This window comes from Alteromonas sp. MB-3u-76 (genome assembly GCF_002831605.1).
Lineage (GTDB): Bacteria > Pseudomonadota > Gammaproteobacteria > Enterobacterales > Alteromonadaceae > Alteromonas > Alteromonas hispanica.
This window is the reverse complement of the sequence record NZ_CP025115.1, coordinates 3,170,717-3,183,624: the sequence shown is the minus strand read 5'-3', so window position 1 is coordinate 3,183,624 and position 12,908 is coordinate 3,170,717. Positions and strand designations below refer to the sequence as shown.

The window sequence follows — 12,908 nt, the reverse complement described above, 5'->3', positions numbered from 1 at the left end:
CAACTCTCTATTTTGAGGTTTTCATATCTTTTATTAGTGCAACACCGTTAGCTAATCGTGGGCTAAGACCCATAAACACTAGCGGGTCAACCACGGTTATATTGCATCCTGTGAGTTCGGCCCACATGCGTAATGCGGGTAACTGACACAACTCTTCTACAGATTGTCCTGCCGCAGCGTGTGAGGGGATAAACAGGCGGCTGGGCTTTGCCACCAGCAATGACTCTGGTGATATGGGTTTATAGCCTTCTAAATCGGCAAATGCATTATTGGCGCCGGCAAGTTTAAACAGTGTGCTAGGCATGGTCTTGGTGCCCGCAGCGACAAGACCGCGACTGCCCACAGAAGCAAAAAAGGCGAGAGTATTTGTATTGGAATGATTGGGTTGTGAAGAGATGTCAGAACTTACTGTATTTAGCTCATTTGAAATATGCGCAATCAGTTTTTTTCCTGCTTCCTCTTGCTTAAAACGCTTTGCAAGGGTGTCGATTAAACCATACAAGCTTTCCACAGAATAATCGTGTTCTACATGAAGTACTTCTACATCGGTTGTTGAAATTTGTGATAACACATCCTCGGGCCCCATGCTGCTGTGACCCACTAAAATATCTGGCTTTTGGGCTAAAACGCCTTCCGGGCTAAGCTGACGGTAATATCCTATTTTAGGCAGGGTAGTGGCTTCAACGGGATACAAACTCGACGTGTCGACAGCAACGATCTGGGCACCAAGGTCAAGAGCAAACAGTATCTCTGTCACGCTGCCTCCTGCACTCACAATACGTTCATTTCCAAGCTTTTCTGCGTGAGTACTAAAGGTTGCAAAACCACTGGAACAGCAAAGAGAAATAAGTAACCCTTTGAAATATATTTGAAAGTTTTTCATAAAAGCCTCTAAAAATTAACCATTGCAAATGCGAATGGTTATCATTAAGATCAAGTTTCTCAGATTGTTTTAATCTTTACAAGAGGAAATCTAATGTCTATTTGTGCTGTCTCTCCCAAACGTTTAGCGCTTTGTATAGCAAGCGCATTGGTGTCTTCAGTCAGTGTTGCCGAAGCAATACCAGAGGATGCTGCGTTTGAAACCATCACCATATCTGCTACGCGAAGTGAGCGTGATATTAATGAAATTACGTCTCATGTGAGCGTTATTGATAGTGAGCAGATTGACGCACAGGTAATGACAGATATTCGTGACCTCGTGCGTTACGAGCCCGGTGTGTCTGTGGAAGGCGGCGGGCGCTTTGGGGTGGCCGGTTTTAATATTCGCGGTATTAACGGCGACAGAGTGCTTATGCTGCTTGATGGTGTGCCCATTGCCGACGAGTTTAGTTTTGGACCAGCGCTTTCAGCGCGTCGAGATTTTGTTGATATTGATATGCTTCAACAAGCAGAGATTATTCGCGGCCCCGCTTCTACATTGTATGGAAGCGATGCTATTGGTGGCGTAGTTGCTTTTATCAGTAAAGATCCTAAACATTTAGTGGCAGAGGGGGAGCGTTTTGGTGGGCGATTAAAGACTGGATACGTTAGCGCTTCTGACTAATGGTGGGTAACTGGGCAGTTGGCCGGCTACGCAGGCGATTGGCAGTGGCTTCTTTCGGGAACAGAACGCCAAGGTCATGAAATTGAGAGCTTTTATACAAAAGGCCCTGAAACGGGCAGTGAACGAGTGGCTGCAGACCCTCAGGAAAGCACCAGTACAAGTGGCCAGATAAAGTTGATTTACACGCCAAGTGAACATCACAGGCTAATGCTCATAGCAGATATGCTAAATGGAAGCACCCAAACAGATGTTCAGTCTAGCGTGGATACCTTGGTAAGGGGCGTGCTTATTACCGAGAGTTTAGGTGATGATGAAAGAGAGCGTTCGCGGATTCAATTAAACTATGAATACGATAATGAGCACACGTTGTTTGATAAATTTTTACTACGTGGTTTTATGCAAGAAACCGATACATTGCAAAATACTAAAGAAGAACGATTTGGTGCCGTTAGTCGAACCGATCCCACTCCTATCGCATTAGACCGGACACGCTCGAGCCGATTTGAGCAGCGGATTCGCGGCGGAATTCTTCAATTTGACAAATCGTTTAGCGGATGGGGAGAGCACTATTTAATTTACGGTAGTGAATTGCAATTTACTGAAAGCACCTCACTTAGAGAGGGCGCCACATTTGTAACAGAAACCGGCGTTCAGGTACCTGAGTTTACGGCGTTTCCAGCCCGCGATTTTCCAGAGTCTGAAGCCAGAGAATTATCGTTTTTTGTGCAAGATGAAATAAGGTTTTTAGACGGTAAACTAACGGTTTCACCCGGCGTCAGATATGATGAGTTTACACTAAGTCCAAGGGAGGATGCGCTGTTTGCGGCAGCGAATCCAGGAGTGGAAACGGCATCTTTTGACGACAGTGAAGTGTCTGCAAAATTGGGAACTTTGTACAAGCTTACCGACGGATTGACCATGTGGTTACAGTACGCAGAAGGGTTCAGAATACCGCCATTTGATGACATTAATGTTGGCTTTACAAACTTCGCGGGCGGTTACACCTCGCTGGCCAATCCCGACCTTGAACCTGAGCAAGTTAAAAGTTATGAAGTGGGGCTTCGTGGAGTAAATGCCGAAGTAGATTGGAGCGTCAGTTATTATCATAACGACTATGACAACTTTATCGAGTCGCTCTCAATGGTTGGATTTAATCCGTCTACTGGGTTAGTAGAATTCCAAGCGAAAAACTTGTCTGAGGTAACGATTGAAGGGATAGATGCGAGAGCGACATGGTTTTTAGGTGAGCGCTTTGATGCGCTAGAAGGGGTACGAATAAATACGGCAATCACATGGCTTACCAGTAAAAATGAGGCTACCGGAGAGGAATTAGAGTCTATTCTTCCACCGCAAGCGGTACTGGGCATTGGTTATGGTATGCCAGAAGATCCATGGTCTTTAGAGTTCGTTGCGACGGCAGTAGAGCGTTTTGATAGTCAGCAGCAACCCACAAATGAAGACGTCCCTCGCTTTTTTGAGGCGCCCGGCTATGTCACCTTTGATTTGTTAGGACACGTGAGATTGGCTGAAGCGCTCAATGTGAACTACGGTATTTTTAATATTACAGATAAAGAAACGTGGATTGGTACAGAAATTCGAGGACGAACAGAAAACGAAAACCTCGGAAGATTCACTGCTCCGGGACGAAACTTTACCGTTAGTCTTAACTATCAATTTTAGAAATACGCGCTCAAGCTATAAAAGTTAAGCACAAAAAAATCCGATGATTTCTCAATCATCGGATTTCATGTTTAGCGTGATCAAGCTACCTGACGAGGTAGCGATCCTCCTTTCGGAGCCATATGCTAGTAGCTAGTCGTGTGCAAGAAGCTTCGACTTTTTCTCGATTTTACAATCTAAAATACGTTGTGCGTTTTTGCGGCCTACGTATGCGGCAACTGCGTATGGGTGCTTGCGTTTGAATAACTTCGTGAATGTCTTTAGCATGTTAAGCCCCCTTTGATAAATTTTCACTATTTAAATTTACATTATTACAGTTATGTGATCAAGTTTTATTTTCAATAGCTGATTTAGACTAAAAATGTAAGGAGGCCATACGCCGTCTAGAAAACCATCTAGATTTCGACCTCGCCTATTATCAATTTGTCTTATTATCACCTTTCCCTATTGGAAACTTTTGTTGATGTGAACAATGCTAGCCTTCGCGAATAACGCTACACAGCGTTTACTTTATTCACCGTTTGCCCTATTCTTGCTACGCAGAATGTATATGGTTGGATTATGAACACAGCGTTTTCAAAACTTTTGATTGTTTTCAGTATGCTTGTTGCTTTTAGTGGGCAGTCTTTTGCGTACGTGTTTGAGCATTGCGCTGTTTTTTCTGTTCGCTCGCCAACTACCTCAGCATCTGGCTCGGCACTTGTTTCAAATGTAGGCGACCGTCACGGTAGCTTACATCACCAATCACATCAGCAAATGGCAAGTGACAACAACCAACACGCCTTGCACGGTGCTTCTAAAGACATTGATCATAAAGAAAGTTGCTGTGTTGAAGAGTGCGTTTGTAAAACAAGTGCGTGCTCTGCAGTGAGTATCATAGCTTCATACCATTACTATTTCACCTTACAAGCAATTAGCGAACGCATCGCTGCACAACAGGTGAACTCCCCAAAATCAGTGACTTCTCTTCTCTATCGGCCCCCTATTTTTAGTTAAGCGGGGTAATTGCGTCTTTTTTTCGTGATTAACGTGGAAATGTCGCACATTCAATTTTTATCATTAAGCATAGTTTTACCGACAATAGGCATTTTTAGCCAATTTAGCTGACGCGTTCGTTGAAAGGTGGGCCTCACTTTCCGTATGGACGACTAGTTGTAAGCGTGTTACCCAGTAAGCGCTACAGCGTTAAGCTATAAATGCCTATTTCTAAAGGACAAGTATCATGAATCGCATTTATTTTAGTCTCTCGATACTGATGGGATTTTTGTTAATTACTCATTCTGCGTTGGCTGAGCAAACACGCAATGTCATTTCTCTTGAACAAGCTATTTCGCGGGCCCAGCAAAACGATCCTTGGCTTCATGGAAGTCAGCTTAATCAGAAAGCGACAGAATACAGAAGCGATGCTGCGAACACATGGGCTAACCCTAAAGTGTCGTTAAGCATGATGAACTTACCCACAAATTCGTGGGCGTTTAACCAAGAAGCCATGACCCAATTTAATATTGGCGTAGCACAAATGTTTCCCCGAGGTGATTCTCTCGCCATTCGTGAGGCTCAGCTTAACATTCAGGCCTCTCAGTTTTCTTTTTTGCGGGAAGACAGAAAGGCGAAATTAGAAACCCTAGTTTCTGAGCTGTGGCTTGATGCCTATCTTGCACAACAGACTATCGCCCTTATCGAGTCTGATCGTGCCTTGTTCGAGCAGATGTCTGAGGTGGCCAGAGCAAATTATGCTTCAACGGTAGGAAATACAAGACAGCAAGATGTGATCCGCGCCGACCTTGAAATCATTCAACTTGAAGACCGTTTAATGGTTCAGCAGCAAGCGTTGGAATCTGCCGTGGCTCAGTTGAATGAATTTCTTCATATATACAGCCGCAATTAAAGTGGCGAGGCTTTTAACTTCGATTCTCAGCCTTTGGCTTTTTCCGTATCGAACACACTGCCTAAAATTGCGTTAAATAACCAAGAAATAACCAACATGAGCACTTATAAAAGAAGCCGAATGGCTCGAGCTCTATCGCAACATCCTGCTGTGAAGGCATTAGAAGTGAAAAGAAAGGTGTCTGAAAAAGCGATTGATTTGGCCAAGCAGCAGTATAAACCTCAGTGGGGGGGTAACGCTAATTATGGGTACAGAGATGATATGCCATCGGGGCAGAGCAGAGCTGACTTTTTCTCTGTTGGCGTATCATTCGATGTGCCTTTGTTCACTAAAAACGACAAGACAAAGAAGTCGCCGCCTCTGTGGCAGATACTGAAGCAGTCAAAACAGAAAAACTGCTGCTCACCAAAAAAATGTTAAGTGCTGTTGAAAAGGAAATAAAGCAGCTAAATCGCTTGCGCGAGCGCCAGGCGATTTATGAGCAGCAGTTGTTAATACAAACCCATGAGCAAGCCGAAGCTTCTTTAACCGTATATACTAATGATGACGGCGATTTTGCTGAAGTCGTACGAGCGAGAATCGCTGTGCTAAACGCCCGAATAGCGTCATTGCAAATAAATGTTGAAGCGCTGAAGACCGTCTCAAGAATCAATTACTTCTTCTCAGATTCTCATAACAACACATATCGCTCAGATCAGGGCTTAACCCTACAAGAGGGAGAAAAATAATGTCTAACAACGCACCTAGCTCACAGATTTTTACTACGCCAGCAAAAGCAGCGATTTTTGGAATCGTCATTGGGGCAGTAGTAGGCGTAGCTCTGTTGATGCTCTTTCAAGGGGAAGAGCATGGCAGTGCGGCAGCGCAAGACAGTGAAAGTACCAGCCAGAGCAAAGAGCCTCTTTACTGGGTTGCTCCTATGGATCCAAATTATCGTAAAGATGGGCCAGGAAAATCACCCATGGGAATGGATTTGGTTCCTGTTTACGAAGGGCAGCAAGGAAACGCAGAGAATAACCAAGGTAATGGGGCTGGGGTAGTCACCATTTCACCCAATGTGGTAAATAATTTAGGGGTTAAAACGGCTCCAGTAAAACGTGAACCCATCGACAGCAAAATTTCAACCGTAGGGTATGTTCAGTACGATTAGGATGAAATGGTGCATATTCACCCGCGGGTAGCAGGCTGGGTTGAGAAGCTGCATGTAAAAGCTGAGGGCGATAGAGTAGAAAAAGGCGAACCGATTTACACGTTGTACTCACCTCAGTTAGTTAACGCGCAAGAAGAACTCGTGATAGCGCTCAAGCGCAAAAATACGGGTTTAATAAACGGAGCAAAAGACAGATTAAAGGCACTGCAACTATCAGAACGTTTAATTCAAAACTTAGAGAAAACGTTAAAAGTGCAGCAAAATATCACCTTCTATGCCCCCCAATCTGGCGTAGTAGACGGGTTAAACATACGAGAGGGCTTTTATGTAAAGCCAGAAAATACGTTGCTTAGTATTGCCAAACTCAACAAAATTTGGGTTGAAGCAGAGATATTTGAACGAGATGCTGCACTTGTCAAAAAAGGGCTGCCAGTGAGTATGACCGTCGATTACTTACCAGGCAAAGATTGGAAAGGTAATGTTGATTACATCTACCCCTCGCTCAATGAAAGCACTCGAACACTGAGAGTAAGATTGAAATTCGATAATACGAATGACGAGTTAAAGCCCAATATGTTTGCCAGCGTGACGATGTTTTCAGATGAAAACTCCGAGGTTGTTGTCGTACCTAAAGCAGCGGTTATTCGAACCGGTACTCAAAATCGTGTTGTAGTAGCGTTAGGCGACGGTCAGTTTAAGTCTGTTCATGTGGATATTGGTCGAGTGGGCAACGAATATATTGAAATTGTAAACGGCGTCGTTGAAGGCGATGAAGTTGCAGTGTCAGCTCAGTTTTTACTCGACTCTGAATCTAGCAAAACGTCTGACTTCGCCAGAATGAACGCTTCAGAACTCCCGAAGTCGGTATGGATGGAAGGTGAAATTAACCACGTTATGGCTAGGCACCGTATGGTTAACATTTCTCACGGCCCAGTAACAGCCTGGGACTGGCCAGAGATGACCATGGATTTTATGGTTGCCGACGGCGTGGATTTTGAAGCACTAAAGGCTGGGCAGACCTTACATTTTGAGGTAACCAAAGACGACAACGAAAACGTTATTCTCACTGGCATTCACATTATGTCAGAGCCTGAGGTGTCATCAGCAACAGTGAACGGCGTTATTAATGATATTAATATCGCCACCCGAATCCTCAATATTAGCCGAGGTGCCATTGAAAAATGGGGAAGAGAACCTGCGACAATGGACTTCATTGCCGCTGAGCACATTGTTCTGTCTGAATTCAGTGTTAATGACGAGGTGACGTTTACCTTTGAGATACACGATGACTTTATCATAGTGGAAATGAATGGTCAGCATGGTGAGCATAACCAGCATCGTATGCACGACGCCTCTTCTGCAAGCGATACCTCGGGTGTTAAAAAAGCCCATCAAGCGGAAAAGGCACCTAACACTCACGATGCTCATAGGGCGCATAAAGAAGGGGGAGAGAGCGCTGAAAGCCACGATAGCCACGATAGCCATGATAGCGCAGACCACTCTCAGCATAAGAGAGGGCATTTTGCATGATTGAATCTGTTATAAGGTGGTCAATTAAAAATCGTATTTTTGTGGTTTTGCTCACGCTTATGATTATTGGCGCAGGGCTGTATTCAATAAAAAGTACACCCGTGGATGCGATCCCAGATTTGTCCGACGTGCAGGTGATTATAAAAACCAGCTATCCAGGGCAGGCACCGCAGGTAGTGCAAGATCAGGTGACGTTCCCATTAACTAGCGCAATGTTATCGGTGCCTGGAGCACAAACGGTAAGAGGCTATTCTTTTTTTGGTGACTCTTATGTGTACGTTATTTTCGACGACGACACCGATGTGTATTGGGCAAGAAGCCGAGTACTGGAGTACTTAAGTCAAGTTGCCACTAGTCTTCCAGCATCCGCTAAACCTCAACTTGGTCCCGACGCCACAGGTGTGGGTTGGGTGTATATATACGCACTCACCGATACCAGCAACACCTATGATTTAGGTGAACTTCGCAGCATTCAAGATTGGTTTTTGAAGTACGAGCTTCAAACTGTGCCCGGGGTTTCTGAGGTGGCGGCTGTGGGGAAATGGTGAAGCAATATCAGGTTCAAGTAGACCCAGAGAAACTGCGCGCTTACAAGGTTCCGCTAGCTCACGTACAAACTGCGCTGCAAAGGGGCAACAAAGAGGCTGGAGCCTCGGTGATTGAAATGGCTGAGGCCGAGTACATGGTAACGGCTACCGGTTACATTCAGTCAATTGATGACATCGAAAAAATACCCTTAGGGCTGAATGATCAAGGAACGCCACTGCGTATCGGCGATGTTGCTTATGTAAACCTAGGGCCGCAAATGCGCCGAGGCGTAGCCGAATTAAATGGCGAAGGTGAGGTGGTTGGCGGCATTATTGTGATGCGCGCTGGCGAAAATGCACAGCAAACAATTAATGGAGTAAAAGAAAAGCTAGCCTCGCTGAAGGCATCAATTCCCGAGGGTGTTGAGATAGTGCCAGTGTACGATCGCTCGAAGCTTATAGAACGGGCTGTTGATAATTTATGGGATAAATTATTAGAAGAGCTAGTTGTAGTAGCGCTAGTTTGTGCAATATTTCTCTTTCATTTACGTTCCTCTTTGGTTGCCATTGTTACGTTGCCATTAGGCATACTGGTTGCTTTTATCATCATGTATATGCAGGGAATTAATGCCAATATCATGTCCTTAGGGGGAATCGCCATTGCCATTGGGGCCATGACTGATGGTGCAATCGTGATGATTGAAAATATGCACAAGCACATGGAAAATCTACATCAAAACGGTGAAACGCTGAACCGAGAGAATCGATGGGAAGTGGTATCGAGAGCAGCCAGCGAAGTTGGGCCAGCGCTGTTTTTTAGTTTACTGATCATAACCGTTTCCTTCTTACCGGTTTTTATCCTTGAAGCGCAAGAGGGCAGAATGTTTGCGCCACTCGCCTTTACTAAAACCTATGCTATGGCAGCGGCCGCTGGTTTGGCCATTACTCTAGTGCCAGTACTCATGGGATATTTCATTCGGGGCAAAGTCATCTCGCAAAAGAAAAACCCGCTTAATCGATTGCTGATTGCCTTGTATATGCCTGTTCTAAGGCGGGTAATGCAGTTTCCCAAATTGACTATCGCCTTAGCGTTCATTATTACTGTGGTAGGGTTTTGGCCTGTAAGTAAAATAGGTAGCGAGTTTATACCGCCTCTTGATGAAGGTGACTTAATGTATATGCCTACAACCTATCCTGGTATTTCTATAGGTAAGGCACGACAGCTGTTACAGCAAACTGACAAACTTATTGCAACAGTACCTGAAGTTGAAAGTGTGTTTGGCAAAGTGGGCAGGGCAGAGAGCGCCACAGACCCGGCACCGCTTACCATGATTGAAACCTTTATACAGCTCAAGCCCAGAGATGAGTGGCGAGAAGGAATAACAACCGAGTCGTTAAAAGCAGAGTTTGATAGCTTGGTAAAACTCCCTGGCTTAACCAATGCGTGGGTAATGCCGATAAAAACCCGAATCGATATGTTGGCTACCGGGATTAAAACCTCCGTGGGAATTAAAATAGCCGGTCCCGATCTCAATGTTATCCAGGAGATTGGCCAACAAATCGAAAATACATTGCCCGAAGTAGAGGGTACGGCGTCTGTTTATTCTGAACGTGTCGCAGGCGGGCGTTACATAAAGGTGGATATATCTCGCGAGAAAGCGAGCCGCTACGGATTGAATATTGATGATGTCCAGCAGGTAGTATCTACCGCCATTGGTGGCATAAATGTAACTCAAACCGTTGAAGGACAAGAGCGTTATCCAGTGAATGTGCGTTATCCGCAGGATTACAGAGACTCGCCTGAGCAACTGTCCCGTTTACCCGTGGTTACGCCAAATGGACAACACATTGCTTTAGGAGATGTGGCTGATATTCGTGTGGAAGATGGTCCGCCGGGAATAAAAAGTGAAAACGCCCGTATTAATGGATGGACGTTTATTGATATAGAAGGTGTGGATGTAGGAACCTACGTTGTTAATGCGAAAGCTTACCTCTCAAAGACGCTCGACCTTCCAGTTGGCTACTCTATTACATGGGCTGGTCAATACGAGTACATGGAGAGAGCAAAAGAAAAACTGTCTTATGTGCTTCCATTAACTTTCGCCATTATTGTTATTTTACTCTATCTTAATTTTAAAGCGTTTAGTGAGGTGGCAATCATCATAGTAACGCTCCCCATGGCTATGATAGGTGGACTTTGGTTGATGTACTTTGAAGGCTTTAATTTTTCCGTAGCCGTCGGTGTGGGTTTTATAGCACTAGCCGGTGTAGCTGTAGAAATAGGCGTTATTATGTTGGTTTACTTAAATCAAGCAGTCAACGAGCTGAAAGGAAATGCGAGCGAGAATAATGCGCCAATATCGGCCGACGCGTACCGTAATGCGCTTGTTCATGGCGCGGGATTACGAGTTCGCCCTGTTATGATGACGGTAGCAACGATTATATTGGGTCTGTTACCTATTCTATATGGTACGGGAACAGGCTCAGAAATAATGAGTAGAATAGCCGCGCCTATGGTTGGCGGCATGACAAGCGCAGTACTTTTAACGTTAATTGTCGTGCCTGCATTGTATTCTATAGTTAAAAAGTCGGACATATCGGCATTCAATCGCGAACTATCAAATCATGGTGAATAATACGGCGTGGTCGACATCGGTGGTATGGCTAAAAAAAGCGAGAAAATACCACCGATGGTTGATGGCTGGGGTGGGGGTGCAATTTCTTTTTTGGTCGATAACCGGTGTGTATATGGTAAGTATGAACATTCACTATATACACGGGGAGTCGCTGGTAAAAGATGATGACGAAAAACTCGACTTAGGAAATATTGAGTTTCCCATGAGTGCGCTGGTGGCTGAATATCCAAACGCCAGAGCTATATCGCTTACCCAGCGAATGGGAGCGCCTTTTTATATCGTTGCTACCGGTGCGAACACGTTTTCCATCGATGCCATAACTGGAGCGCAATTGCCCAAGCTTAATGAGGCGGCGGCAATTGCTATAGCCCGATATCACTATGCGGCCAGTGATGAAGTTACAGGAAGCCGGCTTATTCGCTTCTCATCAGACATGCCTGAAGAACTCTCATCTCGCCATTTACCCGTATGGCAAGTCACTTTCGATAATGTTGCAGCTCCTACCTTTTATATCAGTCAGCAAACCGGAGAAATTGTTACCAAGCGCCACCATTATTGGCGCTTATTCGATTGGATGTGGCGTTTTCATATTATGGATTACGATAACGGCGAGAACGTAAAAAACGGGTTCTTGTTTTTTGTCGCAGCAATTGGAGTCATCGCTGCACTGTTGGGAGCTGCCTTAACGTATTTTAGTTTGCGTACTTCTGTAACAAAGGGCTCGGTTGAAAAGGGCTTTAACAAATGAAGATAAGCAAATTTAAACCCGCTTTCAGCACTCCATTTACTAACGCTTACGCCGGCGTATCCAAGGTTGCATTCACTGCTTCTTTGCATAAATGGCTTTCATTATTGGTGGGCGTTCAGCTATTAATTTGGCTTGCAACTGGGTTGTATTTCAACCTTATGGATCACGAAAAGGCAAGCGGTAATGCGCTAAGAGAACCAGTGAGTGTTAAACGGAGCTTTACTGACAGTGAACTTATTCCTCTCAATAAGTTAAACACTGTAAGTGAGGTGGCGCCTCAGAAAGTAGAGCTCATATGGGTGCTGGGGAGCCCCTATTATCATGTTATTAGCAGACAGGGAGAGCATAGTTACCAACTTCGTCATTCGTTACTATTTAATGCCATTACAGGCGAGAAAGCAGCGTTAACATCCCAACAGGTGTTGGAAATAGCAAAACTTTCTTATTCCGGGTCTAGCGAATTAAGCAATCCTAAACTGCTTCAACCTCCTTTTTCAGATTATGTCGCACAGCAAAACCCAATGTGGAAGGTGTCTGCGAATGACAATAACAATACCTCTATTTATATTGACAGTGTTACCGGGCAAGTTTTAAAGCATGTGAACGATGATGCCAGATTAAAAGCCCTGATGTTTAAACTGCATTTTATGGACTACACCAACACAGGAGGCTTTAATCATTGGCTTATTATTTGTTTTGCTTTCGTTACATTATTTCTCTCGGGAACAGGGGTAACCTTGCTGGCAAAACGATATCAACGTCGAATATTTTCATTAAAAAGAGACGACAATAAACAGGCTATTTCTGTCATTTTATCTCATTCGCACACTCCAACACCGGCTCGCATAGAATCTGAGGCAAACTTATTTAATGCGCTTGCGGATGTAGGTATCGAGATACCCTCGGTGTGTAATGGTGCTGGTACCTGCGGTAAATGTAAGTTCTTTTCTGAAAACAGGCTTCGCGTTGCTCCTACTGAACGTAGGCTTTTGTCAGCAACTGAATTAGCTGAGGGTGTTCGGCTTGCCTGTCAGCATAAAGCTTCTGAAGTCACCGGTGTAATTGATGTGAGCGTGACAGGCTTTGCGACAAAGCGTCAGGACTAGGTATTGCGAATAGGCCTTTAAAGCGAGCTTCACTGGTAGCACCTCTTTCAGAGGTCGCAGTGATACCTACTTGTACAAATGGCGTATGAAAGATAGC

The 12,908-nt window shown here is 44.7% G+C and carries 10 protein-coding genes and 2 pseudogenes; 10 read left to right on the top strand and 2 right to left on the bottom strand.

Annotated elements, in window-relative coordinates; translation table 11 throughout:
- Nucleotides 1-7 precede the first annotated feature (7 nt).
- Nucleotides 8-883: a heme/hemin ABC transporter substrate-binding protein gene (locus CW735_RS14180; RefSeq protein ID WP_071980285.1), complete on the bottom strand. Its 876-nt coding sequence runs from the start codon at nucleotides 881-883 to the stop codon at nucleotides 8-10.
- A 93-nt stretch (nucleotides 884-976) separates the two neighbouring features.
- On the opposite strand from CW735_RS14180, the gene CW735_RS19960 reads away from it, so the two are divergent.
- Together CW735_RS19960 and CW735_RS14175 are read left to right on the top strand one after the other, a co-directional pair.
- On the top strand, nucleotides 977-1,546 hold the full coding sequence (locus tag CW735_RS19960; protein ID WP_232368295.1) for a TonB-dependent receptor plug domain-containing protein: 570 nt from the start codon (nucleotides 977-979) through the stop codon (nucleotides 1,544-1,546).
- Nucleotides 1,547-1,564: 18 nt separating this feature from the next.
- Complete coding sequence (locus tag CW735_RS14175; protein WP_232368294.1) at nucleotides 1,565-3,226, top strand: TonB-dependent receptor domain-containing protein; 1,662 nt, start codon at nucleotides 1,565-1,567, stop codon at nucleotides 3,224-3,226.
- Nucleotides 3,227-3,358: 132 nt separating this feature from the next.
- Here CW735_RS14175 and CW735_RS20035 read toward each other — a convergent pair whose 3' ends face one another.
- Complete coding sequence (locus CW735_RS20035) at nucleotides 3,359-3,493, bottom strand: hypothetical protein (protein ID WP_269748022.1); 135 nt, start codon at nucleotides 3,491-3,493, stop codon at nucleotides 3,359-3,361.
- Nucleotides 3,494-3,787: 294 nt separating this feature from the next.
- Here CW735_RS20035 and CW735_RS14170 point away from each other — a divergent pair, with 294 nt between their 5' ends.
- From CW735_RS14170 to CW735_RS14145, 8 genes and pseudogenes are all read left to right on the top strand, one after another.
- Nucleotides 3,788-4,222 carry a hypothetical protein gene (locus CW735_RS14170; RefSeq protein ID WP_100972756.1) on the top strand — a complete coding sequence of 145 codons (435 nt, stop codon included), beginning with the start codon at nucleotides 3,788-3,790 and terminating at the stop codon, nucleotides 4,220-4,222.
- A gap of 226 nt (nucleotides 4,223-4,448) precedes the next feature.
- Nucleotides 4,449-5,114: a TolC family protein gene (locus CW735_RS19955; RefSeq protein ID WP_232230493.1), complete on the top strand. Its 666-nt coding sequence runs from the start codon at nucleotides 4,449-4,451 to the stop codon at nucleotides 5,112-5,114.
- A 120-nt stretch (nucleotides 5,115-5,234) separates the two neighbouring features.
- The gene (locus CW735_RS19950; RefSeq protein WP_232368293.1) at nucleotides 5,235-5,534 is read left to right on the top strand and encodes a TolC family protein; all 300 of its coding nucleotides are present in this window, start codon (nucleotides 5,235-5,237) and stop codon (nucleotides 5,532-5,534) included.
- The gene (locus CW735_RS19945; protein ID WP_232368292.1) at nucleotides 5,528-5,842 is read left to right on the top strand and encodes a hypothetical protein; all 315 of its coding nucleotides are present in this window, start codon (nucleotides 5,528-5,530) and stop codon (nucleotides 5,840-5,842) included. The genes CW735_RS19950 and CW735_RS19945 overlap by 7 nt, the downstream gene beginning before the upstream one ends.
- Nucleotides 5,842-7,611 (top strand): annotated as a pseudogene (locus CW735_RS14160) (efflux RND transporter periplasmic adaptor subunit); the annotation flags it as partial. The gene CW735_RS19945 and the pseudogene CW735_RS14160, both read left to right, overlap by 1 nt.
- 179 nt (nucleotides 7,612-7,790) lie before the next feature.
- Nucleotides 7,791-10,957: pseudogene (locus CW735_RS14155) on the top strand (efflux RND transporter permease subunit).
- Complete coding sequence (locus CW735_RS14150) at nucleotides 10,947-11,705, top strand: hypothetical protein (RefSeq protein WP_100972755.1); 759 nt, start codon at nucleotides 10,947-10,949, stop codon at nucleotides 11,703-11,705. The pseudogene CW735_RS14155 and the gene CW735_RS14150 overlap by 11 nt, the downstream one beginning before the upstream one ends.
- Nucleotides 11,702-12,811: a PepSY domain-containing protein gene (locus CW735_RS14145; protein ID WP_100972754.1), complete on the top strand. Its 1,110-nt coding sequence runs from the start codon at nucleotides 11,702-11,704 to the stop codon at nucleotides 12,809-12,811. Before CW735_RS14150 ends, CW735_RS14145 begins: the two co-directional genes overlap by 4 nt.
- Nucleotides 12,812-12,908 lie beyond the last annotated feature (97 nt).